The organism is Flavobacterium esculini (assembly GCF_048284325.1).
In the GTDB taxonomy this organism is placed as follows: Bacteria; Bacteroidota; Bacteroidia; order Flavobacteriales; family Flavobacteriaceae; genus Flavobacterium.
The window spans coordinates 156,270-174,482 of sequence record NZ_JBLVPI010000003.1; the positions used below are offsets into that span (position 1 = coordinate 156,270).

The 18,213-nt window shown below is 36.3% G+C and carries 8 protein-coding genes; all 8 read right to left on the reverse strand.

Annotation, left to right across the window (positions count from 1 at the left end; translation table 11 throughout):
* Window positions 1-49: 49 nt before the first annotated feature.
* Window positions 50-4,822: a rhamnogalacturonan lyase family protein gene (locus ACNQGG_RS04060; RefSeq protein ID WP_417961757.1), complete on the reverse strand. Its 4,773-nt coding sequence runs from the start codon at window positions 4,820-4,822 to the stop codon at window positions 50-52.
* A 683-nt stretch (window positions 4,823-5,505) separates the two neighbouring features.
* Complete coding sequence (locus ACNQGG_RS04065) at window positions 5,506-7,647, reverse strand: hypothetical protein (protein WP_417961758.1); 2,142 nt, start codon at window positions 7,645-7,647, stop codon at window positions 5,506-5,508.
* A 20-nt stretch (window positions 7,648-7,667) separates the two neighbouring features.
* The gene (locus ACNQGG_RS04070) at window positions 7,668-9,203 is read right to left on the reverse strand and encodes a sialate O-acetylesterase (RefSeq protein WP_417961759.1); all 1,536 of its coding nucleotides are present in this window, start codon (window positions 9,201-9,203) and stop codon (window positions 7,668-7,670) included.
* Between the two features lie 361 nt (window positions 9,204-9,564).
* Window positions 9,565-11,088 (reverse strand): alkaline phosphatase family protein, encoded by a 1,524-nt coding sequence (locus ACNQGG_RS04075; protein ID WP_417961760.1) that lies wholly within the window; start codon window positions 11,086-11,088, stop codon window positions 9,565-9,567.
* A gap of 108 nt (window positions 11,089-11,196) precedes the next feature.
* Complete coding sequence (locus ACNQGG_RS04080) at window positions 11,197-12,681, reverse strand: SusD/RagB family nutrient-binding outer membrane lipoprotein (RefSeq protein ID WP_417961761.1); 1,485 nt, start codon at window positions 12,679-12,681, stop codon at window positions 11,197-11,199.
* Between the two features lie 11 nt (window positions 12,682-12,692).
* Window positions 12,693-16,166 (reverse strand): SusC/RagA family TonB-linked outer membrane protein, encoded by a 3,474-nt coding sequence (locus ACNQGG_RS04085; protein WP_417961762.1) that lies wholly within the window; start codon window positions 16,164-16,166, stop codon window positions 12,693-12,695.
* Between the two features lie 68 nt (window positions 16,167-16,234).
* Entirely contained in the window at window positions 16,235-16,846 is a 612-nt protein-coding gene (locus ACNQGG_RS04090; RefSeq protein WP_417961763.1) for a sigma-70 family RNA polymerase sigma factor, read from the reverse strand.
* Window positions 16,836-17,783, reverse strand: a complete 948-nt coding sequence (locus tag ACNQGG_RS04095; protein WP_417961764.1) for a FecR family protein — start codon at window positions 17,781-17,783, stop codon at window positions 16,836-16,838. The genes ACNQGG_RS04090 and ACNQGG_RS04095 overlap by 11 nt, the downstream gene beginning before the upstream one ends.
* Between the last annotated feature and the right edge of the window lie 430 nt (window positions 17,784-18,213).

An 18,213-nucleotide genomic window follows, 5' to 3' on the forward strand; every position in this document is an offset into this window, starting at 1 on the left:
AAAGGAGGCTGTCTAAAAAGACAGCCTCCTTTGCAAAATAATAATCGTATTACTTTTCAAACACGATTTTTAGGCTATTTACCCCATCTGCACTAAGTACTTTTAAAAGATATATACCTTGAGCATGATTGGATATATTGAATGCGACGGTTTGCTTACCATCAATTAATTTGACTTCTTTTTGTGTTACAATTTGCCCAGTCATGTTCATGATTATAACATCCGCTTTTGACGATTTGTAACCACTAAGTTGCACTGTAAATTGTCCTGCAGATGGATTTGGATAAACCAATACTTCAGGTACAATTGAAACGCTTGGTCCGTCAATCTTCAATGAAGTGGTAGCTGTCTTAGCTGTTGTTGTGCAAGATCCCAGTGTGCAACCATGATTAAGATGAGCCCGAACAGCAGAAGAAGCAACACAAATCGCGACTCCGTTATGACAGACCATAACTTTATCATTTTTATTACCACAGCTAATATCTATCACATTAACCACTATTGATGCTTCAATAGTACAGCCTATTGCATCGGTTACAGTTACGCTATAAGTACCGGCACTATGTACATTGATAGATAAGGATGTTTGTCCGGTATTCCAACTGTATGTATAAGGAGAAGTACCGCCAGTTTGTATAGCACCTATAGTAAATGATGTAGGGCCATAACCCATATAAAGTGTATTCTTTTGAACAATGGTTTGGCTTAATGCATATACATCAGGGATTCTTGCAGTTAAAGGAGTGCCTACCGTAACGGGAGTACTTCCGGTTGTTTGATTGCCATTAACATCGGTAACCGTCCAAGTGATAGTAGATAGGCCAACATTGAAATTTCCGCTTGCATCACTACCTGAACCATTTCTTTCGGTAGCTCCTGTTATTTTATAGACAATAGTAGCTATACCGCAATTGTCATTAGCTACTAGAGCAGGAATGCTGTAGGTTGCATTGTAGCATAAATTTTGAGCAGAAGGATTTGTTAAAACTGGTGCCTCGGTATCTTTTACTGTTACAATTTGAGTCGCTATAGCCACGTTGTTTTGAGCATCTTTCACTGTCCAGGTAACGGTTGTCGTACCAATAGGATAAGACACAGGCGCATCATTCGTTAGTATTAAATCAGCAGCATTTGTACAGTTGTCTGAAATACTTGGCTGCGTCAATATTACCCCTGTTGCGGTACATCCCTCATTAGTGGCAACTGTTAAGTTATCTACTGATATAACGGGCGCGATTGAATCAATTACAGTGACATTAAAACTGTAGTTAATGGAACCCGAAGAGTTGTTAGCTGTAATCGTAACATTTGTAACCCCTTTATTGAATACGCTACCAGAACCTGTCCCGTCTCCGGAACCTGAAGTGGCTCCCGTAAAAGTATAAGTATAATTTGGAGCTGGAAGTCCGTCTGCTTCTGCGGCATAAGTGACAGCTGCATCACATCCATCAGCACGTGTATTCATAGTTGCACCCATAACCGCTGGTGCCGAAATGTATTTTACTTCAATATTAGGCACTGGCGCTTCAGCCATATCATAACCCAGAAAAAAACTTGGGTGTGGCGGCTGATTATAGCCTGAATTTTGCCACGCTATAGCGGTACGATATTGAGGGTCATGCATCAAGGTATAAATTCGATGCTCCGTAGGAATAGTAGTAGTGAAAAGAATTAGCGCAGTATTATCTGAGCGGCGAAGAATAATTTCCTCTCTCCAGTCGCCCATAAGGTCCGCAGTAAGAGCAGGATTCTTTTTAGTGTCGTTATTTGACGAAACCGGTGCAGCCTGATATATCGTAAACAAACGGTTCAGTGATTTTGTCGCAGGATTCCATTTATCCATGATTGTACCATCCAATAATTCGCGACCTAAATCGCCATCCCACCATACAGCACCATTAACGGACTGACTACCGTTAGTTGGTTTGATTGTTCCAATTTCACCGTCCTGAACATTATAAAGATTACCAGAAGAGCTCCACATCTCATACCCTCTGTGGTTAGGATCAATATCTGCGGCCAAAGCACGACCAACATCCCCTGTGGTTGGTGCACCAAAAATCATTTCGCCGGTTTTGGCATTATTAAGTCGTATACCATATGGACTGTATTGACCTGGAGACTCAAGACACTGCCAAATTTCCTGTCCCGGACGATCCGGATCCATGTCCGACATATGCAGCGCATCTCCATGGCCCTGACCGTAAGTCCAAAGGCGTTTACCATTATCATTAATAGCACTTGATCCGTTAATGATTTCATCTTTTCCATCACCATCAACGTCACCAATAGTCATCTGGTGATTCCCTTGGCTTGATATCGCATTATTGGCCAGATCACTCGGGTCTTTACTGTCGAAAATCCAGCGTAGCGTAAGTTGTCCGTTGCGCCAGTCGTATGCTGCTCGCACCAGTTTGTCATAATATCCGCGGCCTACAATCAGGCTTGGACGGGCACCATCAAGGTAAGCCACAGCTGATACAAAACGATCCTGACGGTTGCCATAATTATCTCCCCAATCCGAAGTATTACCTCTAGCGGGCTGGTAAGGGATTGTTGCCATAGCAGCACCCGTTAATCCGTTGAAGACTGTCAGGAACTCAGGTCCCTGTTGCACCCATCCTGAAGTATTGCGGTAATCAACATTGGCATTACCGATAACTACTCCGGTTCCATCCTTACTGCCGTCGGCAGTTTTTAAGATGATTTCAGCCTTCCCGTCTCCGTCAAAGTCATATACCATAAATTGATTAAAATGCGGACCTGCATTCATATTGATTCCTAAGTCAATACGCCATAATTTAGTTCCGTTCAATTTATAACAGTCGAAGATTTGGTTGCCGCTATACCCTCCTGCATTGTCATTTTTTGCAGTAGGCTCCCATTTTAAGAAAATTTCATACTCTCCATCACCATCTACATCACCCACACTGGCGTCATTTGCCGTGTAAGTATAGACTTTACCATCGGGAGTAGTTCCTCCTGCAGGGATTTGTAACGGAATCGTTAATTGATTATTTGCCCATACTGAAATAGGAGCTGAAGCTGGTCCTTCTACATTATTTTTCACCACTTTCACTGTATAGCTACCGTTAGAGGCAGTATTGTCCAAAAAGTTTGTTGAAGCCGTTATAGGTGCTGCATTAAGCTTCATATTATCTCTGTAAATATTAAAAGCAATTCCTGCAGGGTCATTACCCAGTAAGCGCCAGCTAATAAATACCTGACTGCTCGATTTACGCACCGCAACTACTCCACGATTTAGGAACTCCATTTGCTTCGGAGTGGTCACAATCGCATCTGGTAGCACGAGAGTATTTAATCTCACATTGTCACCATAAGAGGTTCCACCACTGTTAATAGCATAAGCTCTTATATAATACAAGGTTGTAGGATTAAGTCCGGGAATGGTCACAGTATATGACCCTGAACCTGCGGAGCCAGCCACAATCTTGGTGTTTGCCGTTGTTGGATTTCCACTAGTGTTGTAAACAATTCCTCTTTCTGTAATGGCTGAGCCACCATTAGAGGTAATGTTTCCACCTGTTTCTGCCGATGTGGTAGTGATATTAGTTACAGCAAGAGTACTAAGTACTGCCGGGGGTGGCGGTGGAGTGTAAATACGGACAACAGGTGTGCTGATGCTACTTGAATTATTTTTTGTGTAAACTACAAAAGGATATTCACTTCCTGTGGCAATGGTTAGGTTACCTACAGGCTCGTCGATACCACGTGCTACTAAAGGATCTTTCATTTCAGTCCAAGCAGTTACACCTGCAGCTTGCTTAAACACGCGCGCTGAGAAGGTAGCGGTGCTGCTAACATTATCAATAAAGGAGCAATACAAGTTGCCTGAAACATCTCTGATTAAGCTGATGCTTGGAGCATCCCGAGAGGAAAGGGTTGTTGCTGAACTCCAGGTTCCAGCTGTTTTGTTATAAACAATAACCGTAGCCCTATTGGTAGTGGCGGTATTGAAATAGGCAATCGCCAAATTTCCAATAGAATTGAGTGTCATACTGGTATGACGAATGGCAGCTGTTACGGTTGTTGTAACAGGTGTCCAGATACCGCCATTGCATTGGTAAAGTGCCATAGTTCCTGTAGAAGAACTAGTTGCAGACAAGCTGCAATAGACAAGCCAAGGCACATCTGCCTCGTCGATTACCAAGCTTACTGCTACAGCTTTTGCAGAAGCATTCACAGGAGCGGAACCTATCGTTGTCCAAGAGGTGCCATCAAACTTCTTCACATAAGGCGTCAGGTTTACTCCATCACCAAAGGCAATGTAGGGTTTATTGTCTGAATCGAATGCCAATGAACTGCGTGGTGTTGAACCGTATTGAGACACGGTATTGGTAACCGAGCCAGTCGAAACATACAAGTTATTACTGTCGCCGCTCAGCGGTTCCCAAATCTGTGTATCTGTATTATAAATTTTTACTGCTAATTTATTTCCATTAGAAGCATCAACATAGGTAATAAAAAGATTGCTGGCCTTATCAAGATATATTCTTGTATACGTGAGATTGGAGCCGATATCATTACCCAGCTGTTCCCATGCGCCTGTAGCAGCATTTCTTTTTTTTACTTTTGCAATAGTACCTTCTCTGAACGCTACATAAGGGACATTATCCAAAACCGTTATGGAAGTGTACGTAGCCGCAACGGATGATATCTGGGTTTCATTGCCCAAAATATTCCATTGCTGTGCAAACGAGGTCTGTACAGTAAAAAGGCACAAAACAGTAAAAAAAGTAAGTCTAAAGAGCATCTTCCTGAAAAGAAACGATATAAACCCAAAAAGTAGTTGTTTTTTCATATAACAATCAATGGTTAAGAATTTAAAAAAATATAATTTGTTTTTTTGCGACTTTGATAGCCACAGTTACCTGTAGATTTTTAAGTATTTATTGCGGTGATAAATAAGTAAAAGGGAACAACATAGCATTCAATAAACATATTTCATAGTGATGAGGTTAGGGTTAGTTGTCTCAAATATATTGGGATGTCTATTTAATAGTGTCCTGCCCTATCCTGTTAGTTTTCAGAAGATTAAGTTTTAAGTGCAAAATTTACATTTATTTGAAATCTAATTAACTGAAATTCAGTATTTTGAAATTTTTAACTTAATTTTATACATTTTTAATAATTTATTTATTGTTATAATGACAATTGTATTAATTTATAACATCTTATTTACGAAATTATTCAAAGTAAGAATTAGGAGTGTTTATTAGGAGTGTTTATTAGGAGTGTTTATTAGGAGGTTTCTTATTCCAAAATGCCAGAAAAACTAATTTTCAGGAATACATATAAAAAAACATCCCTAGCTATTTTCAATCAAATGGATCGAAAATGGCTAGGGATGTTTGGATGATTGCTGAAAGCAGAAAATTACAATATCATTTGTTGTTTTATATCATTTTAAAAATAAATCCTGATGCTATTTTATTTTCATCTCTCTAGTGTAAACTTTTTTACAAATTGAGGTGACTTAAAATTTTAGGGCATTTTTTTTAATCCTTCCCATTTAACCTTCCAAGAGCCATCTTTAGGAAATCCAGGGTTTGTGCCTGTGCTTCCATCCCATCCTGCACACATCATTGCAACAGCAGTTAATAAACCTCCGTTCCCAGGTAAATAAAGAGGCAAACGCTCTTCCTGGTAATTGTGACCATTTTTTAAATAGGTATTGGTCTGTACTTTCATAAATAAGGCGTCAAGAGCTTTGTCAGGCATTCCTAAACGCGCTGCTGCCATCGCTGTCATAGGAAAATCCCAACCCCAGGTTTTTTCCCAAGACCAAGTTTTCCAGACTAAATCAAACGTATTTTTCATAATCTCTTTATTCAATAAAGAGGTTTCCGGTAGCATTCCGTAAGTCCCTAAAACAGACGGATGATCTGTTTTAAACTCTGGATTGGTATACGAATCTTTAGCACTTTCTGTTGCTAAATAAACATTATCTTGAACCGGTAATGCAGACAATTTTTCAAGAACAGTTCCCCATTTTGAAGGTACTTTTTCGTGCAGTTGTTCTTTCCATTTTATAGCTGTACCCAATGCCCAATTCCAATACGCTAATTCATAAGTAGGATTAAATGTTTCCATAGCCTTGAAGCGTTCTTGCGCCGGAATTACGCCTGGTCCTAGTTCGTATCGGTCTTTTTCTTTATTATAATTTGCAAAAGAAGCCATGAAATCTGCAGTAGCAAAGACTTCTTTTTTATATTTTTCTAGGGTTTCTTTTGTAGGATTCGCTCTGTACATTAAATCCGCGAATGTTATGAAATGTGGCTGTTGCCAAATTAAAAAAGCCCCAATAGAAGACGGACCTTCATTTCCATCCGGGTCTGTCATTTTTTGCCATCTGACACCCTCAAAACCTTGTCTTTTAGCGATATTAGCTGCTTTATCAAATACTTTTTGATACCATGGTAAACTTTTCTCTAATAATTCCGATCTGCCCCATAAAGCAAAATGTACTCCATGCCACCAATGCATTTCTAAATGAGGTCTACCATACCAGCTGTTGTAGGTCAGACCTGTTTCCTGTGGAGGAATAGCTCCGGTACATTGCAATTTGGTAAGGTACTGCGAAAGAATAATTCTTCGCTCCAATTCATTGGCCCGACTATCCGTACTTCCAGAAAAATCTATAGCACCACCGCTTTGCCAAAAATTCTTCCATCCTTCGATACTACTTTTTTCTACAACAGAAAAGGATGGAATCACTTCAATTTTTTGATTTTTGAACGTACAGCTAAATGAAAAAGAATCTGTTTTAGAAGGAGTCAAAAGATAATAATTTTCTTCTTTTACGCTTATTTTTGCTTGTCCTTCCCACGACAATCCTATGTGATAGGTTATAGAATCCATTTTACGGGTAATTACCGCTTTTTGCTTATTTTGAGAAGAAATATTGCTTGCGTACTTTATTTTATCGTTCCATTTTGTACCAAAATCAGCCCATTCACCAGTTGGCTGAGGCAATCTAAGGCGGATTTTTAATTGTCCTTTCTTAATTAAATCCGATTGTATTCGAGCACCAACAACATCTTCCTTTTGATGACAGGCCGTCCAAACCGTTACCGGAATTCCTTCTATTGAAAAATGACTTTCAATTTCACCACTCCATAAATTTAAGGTTTGCTTTATATCCTTGAGGTCTTCCGGTTTCACCTTTTCCCCATTTTTTTTATACAAGTCCAATCCTAAATTTCCGAGTTGCAATCGATGAGGATTCGCACGAAAATAATTAACCGCATCAACTTGTCTTCCCGGTGTTTTTAATTGTACAGCATAAGAAACTTTTCTCTTATACTGATCAAACTCCTTTAGCGTTTCACTAAATTTATAATTTCCGGTATTTGGGTAGCTATCCCAACCCCATTCTGATTGCGTTCCCAAAGGAATACCATATTGATACACTTCAGGAAAAGTTTGCAATCCTGTAACATCGACAGTATACGCAAAAGTCCCGTTTCCTACACTCAATGAAGCCAGCGTATCTATCGCTTTAATTTCAATATTATGTCTGGAAACCAACAGTTTTCTATCAATTTTTTCTTGTCCATTCAATTGAAAACAAAGTAGTAAAACAATTAAAAATAGTCTTTTAAAAACGGTGTAAATAGCATTCATATATTTTTATATTTAGGTAATTAAAATTTAATATCCGTTTTTTTAGCCCAATTATCTGTCCTGAAAGGAGAAGCCGGCAAGTTTTCTTTATTGAATAAATTAGGCTCCGGTACCGCTTTCCATGCAAAACGAACTGCTACCGGTTTTTTTACTTTTGCAGCAAAAACCACAACGGTATTACCGTCAATTTTAGCATCTGCAGGATAAAATAACTGATCTTTTCCTGCGATCTCAAATTCTTTCAAAACTTCTCCGTTTTTCACAAGTCCGGAATTGGCATAATCAAAAAACAATTGAACTCGTTCTTTTTTGATTTTCATGTGATTGTAAATAGGGCCGGAATAGGTTAGATTAGCTTCATTATAAGTTTTGGCACGGGCTATTAAAGCCAATCGATAACCAACTGTATACTTGTTTATTGGATGAAGATTTACTGGATCCTCAATATCTGTTATTACAGCCATTCCGGTATTGACCACATTTTTTGACGTGATTAATTGTGCTTCCCTTAACTCTGGATTCAAACTGCGATGAGGAGCTACTTGTACAAAATAAAATGGAAAATCCCCTTGATTCCAATCGCTTCGCCAATTCTTAATCATTGCTGGAAATAAGCTTCGATATAGATATGGCTGATCCGCATTACTCTCTCCTTGGTACCAAATTACTCCTTTCATAGTATAATTAATCAAAGGACGCAACATCGCATTATATAATACATATGATGTTTTATTATCCTCTTTTTTGGGCTTTTTTAATTGACTTTTAGACAAATCATTATTGTTGGCGATTTGTTCTTTTTTTAAATAAAAATAATAGCTTTCGAGTTTTTCTTGGTATAATTTTTCATTTTTTGCATCGGTTTCCAAAATGGACAAAAAATCTGGATTCTCTTCCAAAACACTTTGCGAAGTCCAGGCCTCGACCTTTGTTCCACCCCATGAAGACGAAATTAATCCTATAGGGATTTTTAGATTTTGATACAAATCCCTTCCAAAAAAATAGGCTACAGCCGAAAATGTTTTCACGGTGCTTGGCGAACATGCCAACCAGCTTCCCGTAACATCATTCAATGGTTTTGGCGAAGCTTTGGTCAAAACGGTAAACAATCTAATATTGGAATAAGTAGCATTTTTAATTTCTTCCTCATAATTTTTTATTCCTATCCTGTTGGTTCCTTCTTGTCTTCCCACCGGATAATACATATTTGATTGTCCTGAACAAATCCAAACTTCTCCAATAAGCACATTGTGAAGTATAATTTTATTGGTAGCTTCAATAGTTATATCATAGGATCGTTCACTGCCTTGAGGGGTATCTACTACTGTTTTCCATGTCCCATCCAAGTTCGTTGTGATTTCTACAAGAGAATTTTGCCAACCTAATTGGATATTTATTTTTTCATTTGGCGCTGCCCATCCCCACAAATTCACTTTTGCATTTTGTTGTAAAACCATATTATCACTAACCAAGGCAGGTAATTTAACTTGAGCTGACACAGATAGTTTTGGACCTAAAACAATTAGAATTATAAGAATTTTTTTTAAATGAATCATGTTATCAAATTTTTAGTACTAAACTTTAAAGATAAAAGAGTTGAATAGTAAAAGTATCCTGTGCTTCCCTGTATAAGGAATTATAAAAAAGCATTAAGTGTTTCTCCTAAAAGATAAAAAGCGCTACAATCAAAAATCATAGTACTTTCAATAAGCTCCAGAATGAGTTCGTGTCAATCGAAGAATTTTGTCAATACACCAACCTAAAAATTGAACAAGATGAACCTTTGATAATTAGATAAACTATTTTTAAGATGTTCGATATATTTTATCTATTAATTAAGTGTTTATAGGAACAAAAAAATGATGGTATCTTAGCATTTAAGATACCATCATTACTTTTACATTAGAGTCATTATTATTATTCCTTTCTAATTACTTTCGTGAAATTGGGATAATTATATTTTCCTAAAACTGATCTTTCCAATTCTAGTTTATAAACTCCCCAAGGTAGCTTTGCTTCCGTTTTGATTGTTTCAATCTTAGCTGAATTAGGAGTGTCAGCTGGAGGATTCTCGGAAAGCAACTCATAGATAACCCGACCATCCATTTGTTTAGGAATAGTTAAATTATGTAGATGGAGAACAGTGGGAATTATATCAACATTAGAGGTAGGCAAATTGCCTTCAAAATTTTTCCTAAAACTAGGACCATTAGCTAATAATGCGATATGAATTTCATAAGGACTAAAGCCACCATGACCTGCAACGCCTCTTGCGAAACTTGCACCTGCATATCCCGCTCCGTTTTTGTTATCATTCCAGTTCATATCAACCAGGATATCTCCTGATCGGTCATGATCCCAATGTATTGTTTCAAAAGAAAGAGTTCCTTCTACAAAACCTTTTAGGTCTTCTTCTTTTGAAGCTTTAGTATAAATACCACCAATCCATTTCTGTTCCTGCAAGGCTGCAACAATATTTTTTATGCTTTTTTCGTCATGATCCTTTACATAAATTGCCCCTTCTGCAACCACTATTTCTGTTGATTCCTTGTCTTTTTTTAGTCCTTTCTGAATTAAGAAATCGGCAAGACCTTGTTTTCCAATATGGGTTACAAAACCATGATCGGAAGAAATGATAATATTAAAGTTTTGATCAAGTCCTTTTAATTCAAGAGCTTTAATAATTCTTCCAAACTGTTCATCAACATATTTGATAGACTCAATGGCTTCAGGTGATCCTATTCCGTTTTTATGAGCAGCCGAATCCGGGTCGCCATACCAAAGAGTACTGACTAATGGTCCCTCTAATGTTAAGCCATACTTGATAACAGCATCTGTTAACCATTTGTGTTTCCCTAATCCCTCTGGAGCTTCTCCAATCTCGTTTACGATCTCCATTTTTAAAGACTTCGGCAGAATCATCGTGGTATTAATGATTGCGCCTCCACTTACTTTATGATTTTGCATTAAGGCTTGTCCGGTTGAACCGGAGCTAAATACAAATAATTTGGAACCACTTTGTTCTAAAACCTCTCCTAGTGAAACAGATGTCAATAAATGATTGTCTGTTGCTTTAGCGATTTTATTTAATTCCGCAGCATCACCAGTGCTTAAACCTGCTGTCTCTTTTATCTCAGGAAAATAAACCGTATTTCCCATTAGTCCATGACTGCCTGGATAGCATCCGGTAGATAACGAAGATGCATTTACTCTAGTTACTGTTGGAAAAACACTGTGATGTTGTTTGCCATAACTTCCTTTTTTACTAAATAAATATACATTTGGCATTAATTCTGGGGTGATATAATCCGGCCTTAGGCCATCAAAAAAGACAACTAATGTTCGGAGGTTGGAAGTACTAGAATTTGTTTGTGCTAGAATCGTATTTGCTAGAAGCAAAGCCGAAAATACGATTAAAATATTTTTAGTTACTTTTTTCATAAATAGATGATATTTGATTTAACTATGATTTAATGCAGCCTGCAAATATGTTTTGGATAAGATTTTTGCAATGTTATTTATTAAGTTGTAAACTCGATTTTTAAAATATTATTTATCCCACCATACTTTGGTTGCGCTAGTATCACCACCAATTGAAGCTGAAGCTAATGCTAGATTTTCCGGATTAAGCGATTGAAGATAAGTTGGGTAAGGCACACGATTTGGAAATGCATTTTCAACCGGTATTCCCGATCCTCTTGGTAAAATTGGATATCCAGTTCTTCTTTTTTCAAACCACGATTGATAGTCGACAAAAAAGGAAGCATAATATTTTTGTGTAATGATTCTTTCTAATTGAATTTCTGTGGATGTGTTGGGATCATAAACTACACCTGCTTGAGCTAGATAATTTGGAGGCATTGTTACACCCCATTGTGTCATAGAAGCTGCTATAGCAGATTCGTAATGTTGTTTTGGGTTTTTCCCTGTAGTAAAGCCTTTTAAAGCAAGCTCTGCTTTAATAAACTCTAGTTCAGACCAAGTCATCATTACACCAAGTTGTGGTAAGGTTTTCATTATATCATTGTAGCTTGTATTTTTCCCAACCTGATATTCTGTAGAAATAGGATACCCACTTTCAATGCCTTGGTAAATATTTTGGCCACCAACACTTACTGTACCAAACCATAAAGTTCTTCTTGGGTCATTATCGGTATTCATTTTGTTAATAAAGAATTTAGTTACATAGGTACCATCTCTCCATTCTAGCTGTCTTATATTAAAATAAGGATTGTAATAGGGGAATGTACCTGTATATTTAAAAATGGCATCATCTGCATTACTTGTAAATACAGGATATTTGACTGGATCAGCCAGAATCTCTGTAATTTGTTGGCTACTATTGATTTCCCCGTTGCGTTTTGACAATCGGAGCAGCAATCGAAGTCTTAATGAATTGGTAAATTTTTTCCATTTAACAATTCCAGGATTTGTCCCTCCCGAAAGGCTATTGGAATTATATAAAAGATCTCCGCCATAAGTAAGAGCTTTGGCCGGATTAAGCAAGGTATTAGCCTCTTCAAGATCACTTAGAATTTTAATATAAATATCCTTCTGTTTGTCAAATGCAGGTTTAAAGTTGCCTTGAGATGCCATGATTGCTTGTGAGTAGGGAACATCTCCATACAAATCAGTAAGAATAGAATAGGCCCAACATTTATAAATCAAAGCGATTGCTTTGTAATTATTTTCTTGTAAAATTTCGGAACTTTTGTATATATCTTCTATGTCGGTCATATAGCTGTAAAAGGTTGACCAGACTGCTGAACCTGGATTAACTACATATCTATGCAATCCAACTCCTGAAGGACTAGATCGAGGCGCATCAACCTGCATGAGCTCATGAGTGAAACTCCGAGAAGCAGTCATACTTGTATTTACAATTCTAAACTGTAACTGACCCAACATAACTCCTGGAGTAATTTGTTTCGGACGGTTGGGATCTGTATTGATCTCTTCAAAATCTCTTGTACACGAGGATATAAGTAGTACAACCAAAAAGAGAAAACTATATTTTTTATTTATTTTTATCATAATCTATTAATTTAAAATTTAAGGGTAAGATTGGTTCCTATCGTTCTGGTAGAAGGAAATTGAGCTAATTCTACACCTGGAGTTAGTGTGCCATTATTTAAATTTCCTCCTTCGGGATCAAAACCCGGGAACTTGGTGAAATTAAATAAGTCTCTTCCGTAAAAAGCAAGACTTGCAGATTTCATTCCTACCTTTTTTAAGAAGCTGTTAGGTAAATTAAATTCTATCCGAACTTCTCTTAGCTTAATAAAAGAAGCATCAAAAATATTAGTTTCTCCATTACTGATGGTATAATAATTTTCATAGTAGGAACTTGCTGCTACTCTAACGGTATTAGGAAGATACGTTCCGTCTGATTGTAAAACGACACCTTGGCCAATAATTCCTCCATCACGACCAGGCAGCGTAATCTTGGTTTTTCCCAGTGTATTATTCTTATGATTGGTTTGGGAATACATACTACCTCCTTTTTGTCCGTCTAAAAGAAAACTCAGTCTCACTTTTCCGATAGTAAACTCATTCATCAATCCCGCTTTCCAATCAGCAAAGGCATTACCTTGTTTTTTCATTACAGGATCCAATGTAGCAGGCAAACCGGCCGAGGTATAAATAATCTGACCGTCAGGAGATCTCTGGAAACCTCTGCTGTACATATCTCCCATTCTGCCTCCAACTCTGGCTTCGATGCTAACATTACTTTCATGGTTATAAATAACCTGGTTTGTTATGCCTGGAGCCAGCTCTTTTACATAACTTCTATTGCGACTCCAAGTGAGGGTACTATTCCATTTGAAATTATTTTTTGCTATTAATTTTCCAGTTACAGCAAGCTCCATTCCTCTACTGTTTATTAAACCTGCATTTACCATTGCATTTGAGTATCCGGAAACGGGATCTAAAGGAATTGCTAGAATTTGATTGCGACTATTATTATTGTAATAAGCGATATCGATCGATAAGCGGTTTCTAAACATTCTAAGATCAATACCAGTTTCTATACTAGAAGTTATCTCTGGTTTTAAATTTGCATTGAATAATATTGGTGTATTAGTAAAACTATTGCCATATATTCTGTCATAATATTTATCGGTTTGATATGGCCTTGTGTCGTTACCAACTTGTGCCCACGATACTCTAAATTTAGCAAAGGAAAAAGCCGACGGTAAGTTTGTTATCTCATGAATTAGGAAGCTAGAACTAAGCGAAGGGTAGAAAAAGGAATTGTTACCGTAGGGCAAAGTACTTGACCAGTCATTACGACCCGTAATATCTAAAAATATTTTTTCTTGATAGGAAAATTGTACTAAACCATAAAAGCTATTAATCGCTTTCTTTGTTTTTAAAGGATCTGCAACTGCTTGATCTAAGCTATTTGATATTTGGTAAATACCGGGCTGAGACAACTGATCGGCATAAAGTCCTATGAAATCATAGTTTTGTCTCATTGAATTTGCACCTGCTGTAAGGTTATAATTAATAGTATTATTTAGTGCATTCTTATAGGTTAACAAGGCATCTGTATTTATTTCATAACTAAAAACATTTTGTTCCCTATACATACCACGGGCATATTTAGTCATGCTAAAAGGACGTTGTTGAGATCTAAATTCATTTGACATGTCCATACCAGAGCGCATCATAAATTCAAGCTTATTATTAAACTGATAGGTTGCAGATACGTTTCCAATCACACCATGTTTATTCATTTTGTTAAGCATTTCGTACATTCCAAGATAAGGATTATCAGGTCCTGTATTGAAAGGGTTCTTTTGTTTAACACCAACAAGTCCAGGTTGCCAATACGGTTTAAACCATTCCAGTTTAATATTTGGAGCTGTACCAATCATAAGAAAATACATAATCGATTGATTATTGTATCCAGCAGCTGGAAGATTATCACTTTTTTTATTCGTATAATTCATCTTTCCATTTATCTTAAGCTTCTCCGAGATTTGTTGATTTACTGATAAAGAAGCGTTTATTCTTTCAAAACCTGTATTAGGAAGAATCCAATTATTTTTAAGATGAGTTATCGATAATCGGGTAGACCCTTTTTCATTTCCGCCTTCTAATGCGATGCTATTTGATTGTGTAGTACCTGTTCTGAAAAATCCAGAAATATAATTTTTGTTGGCTACCCACGGAGTACGTTCAGTAGGTTTACCATCTGCAGCATTTGGATTATATTGAAAATAGGACTGTCCGTCAAATTTTGGTCCCCATGCCCTTCCTGCACCTACATTTGTACTTGTATTTAGACCATCAGCGCTATCTAAGTAAGAATAGTATTGATTTGTTCGTCCCTCACCATATTCAAATTGGTAATCTGGCCAACGATTTACTTGATCAAAACTAAAATTACTACTAATTGTTACTCCCATTCCTTTATCTTTCGTCTTGCCCGACTTGGTCGTAATAATAATTGCACCACCAGCGGCTCTACTTCCATATAAAGCAGTTGCACCAGCACCTTTTAATACCGTAACTTTTTCAATATCTTCAGGATTTATATCCGATATTGTGGAACCAAAATCAACCGGGCTATCCTGTGATAGGTGAGAAGAGAAGCCAGTGCCTGTAATCTTACTGCTGACTGGAACTCCATCTAAAACAATTAAAGCTTGGTTATTATCAAGATTAAGTGACGACTCACCACGAAGCGTTATTCTGGAAGAACCCATTGGACCTGCACCTGATCCCTGTATATTTAGACCTGCGACTTTTCCTGAAAGAGAATTTACCCAATTATTTGATTTGGCATCTTTTACTGCATTTTCACCTAAAGATTGTGCGGCATATCCCAATGATTTTTCTTCACGCTTTATACCTAGAGCTGTTACAACAACTTCTTTTAGAGATGTTTCGTCTTGATTGAGCACTACTTTAATTGCTGTCTTATTTTCAATATTGATTTCTGTAGTCTCAAATCCCATATAACTAACTGACAGAAAAGTTGCGTCTACAGGAACATTTAAAGTAAATTTTCCATCAAAATCAGTGGTGGTTTCTATTGTGGTTCCTACTACAAAAACAGAAGCCGCTGGTATAGGTAAATTGGACTCATCCAAAACTACTCCTGTAATTTTTCGAGTTTCTTGATTCTTTTTTTGAATGATTTTTTGAGTTATTTTTTGAGGAATCGGGCTGAGTCCTTTTACTAAAATTCCATTTTTAGTTATCTTAAAATCAAGATTCCCCTTTTCCTTCAAAACATCCAAAACCTGATCTAAATTCTGATTATTGACTGCTATCGATATTTTATTTTTAAGAAAATTTTTATCAGACATGTAAATAAACCTGTTGTCTATTTGCTGTTCAATGAGAGTAAATATTTTTTTTATCGAAGCATCTTTTAAGTTTAAATTAATTCTGCCGTTTTTAGAAGGATTTTCAAAGACTTCAAGTGTTTTTGGAGTATTTGAATAACTAGTCCAAACGCCTATCTGAAGTAACAAGGATAAGGTTACTATAATTTTTTTTTTCATTTTATATGATTGTTTATTTTTAATTTTAACGTCCAAACCAATCTTAAGGAAGCGGGTTTTGTAAATAGTTAGTAAATGGTATTGATTATTTCCCCTTTGTCATAAGATTTTAAAGCCTTACTAATATGTTTGAGTGCAAGCGTAATGTGATTTTCAACCGTTTTTGGAGTTACACCTAATATTTCAGAAATCTCTTTGTACTTTAATCCGTCGATCCTACTGAGTTCAAATACCTGACGTGACTTTTTAGGAATAACATCTAATATTTCGCGAATTATATTCCTATTTATTTCCTTTTGTTCCATGTCAATTATCTCTACCTCTATACTGGGTATACTCATAGTATGAATAACTTTTGTTTCATCAATTTGTTGATGGAACTGCTCAAATTTTTGTGATTTTTTCAAATTATTTTTTACTATTACATATATATATGATTTAGGGTTTCTAATTCTATCCAGGATATTCCTGTTATTCCATAGTTCAATAAAGACATCAGCTACTTTTTCCTCGACAAGACAATAATCTGATTCATAACCTTGCCCAAAGCGACACAATCGGGAGTAATATCTATTGAAGAATTGTTCCATTGCCTCATGTTGACCATTTTGTATTTGCTGAAATAAAGAGTCATCTGAAATACAGTCGTTCATACCTGTTTTTAATTGATTAATTTTCATAATACTTAGTTATTTCATAAGTTTTGGGTATGGTTTTGGTTATGGTCACATTGGATATGAATTCTAATGAAGTAATAAATTCATCAATTTCTTGATCTTTAAAAGCTCCTTTAATACGCTGATTTGCAATATTATTGTCTTTCATGATAAAATTCACACCGTAGAATTGATTGATTCTAAGCAATGCATCTTGAAGCTTTATATCATCTAAAAGTAGAATATTGTCTTTCCATGCCGAAATTTTGCCCAGATCAAAATTTCTTTTGGTAACTGCTTTTGACTTAGAATTCCAAACCAGTTCTTCACTTGGCAAGAGGTTGATTTCGTCATTACTTTCTTTAAGCAACACATTTATCTTTCCTTTTTCAAGAGAAACCGTTTTATCATTAAAATTTCCATTAACATTAAATTCGGTTCCCAATACTTTAATGTCAAAAGCTTCAGTGTGTACTATAAAAGGAGCATTTTCATTATGCTTAACTTTAAAAAAAGCTTCTCCAATTAACCAGATCTCTCTCTTTTCACCAAAATCACTGGAATACTTCACGTCACTGCCTGAATTTAAAATAACGGTACTGCTATCCGGCAAGAATACCGTAAGACGTTCTCCAGATCTCGCTATTTTATGATTTGTATATCCTTGGTTTGTGTTTGTAGTAAAATAGAAGCCTAAACCAATAACTAAGAGGAATGCAAGAGCAAAAACAGTCTTTCTTTTAAAAAGTAATGAAGCCGTATTTGTGTGGCTTTCGGCTTTTTTATACTTGTCTTTAATTTGACTGAAAGAAGCAGTTGTTACCGGTAAATTGGATTGAGGATAGTGGATCCAAATCATTTTATAATCCTCAAAAATAGCGAGAAGTTCATCATCTAAAGACAATTCAATTTCAAATACAGATCGCTCTGGTTTTGACATCTCATTGAGAAGATACTTCACACATTTTTTTTCTTTCCTACTTACATTCAACATAAATATTATCCTTTGTTTATAGGAGTCAAAATAAGAGGAATACCCCTAGTTTTCAATACCATCAAATCGACACGATATCGTTAATGCATTGTTAATAGGTATATTTTATGGAAAAAAAATAAGTAATTATTCTTGTAATTTATCTTTTGTTAAAACTATTAAATCTAAAAATGATTAAGAGTTTATATCTGTACTCGATGAACATACAAACTATTTATCGACAAAGTAATCAATTGTTACAGATTGCCAGAGGAAATCTGAATAAGCTATAAAACGTACTTGTAAGGATCGAGCAATTCTGCCTATAGACCATCCTCAAACATGAACAGGTTAAAACTTTGATAATTGGTTAGAAATTGTGTTGTAGATAACAAAATTTTGAACCTTACCTATTCAA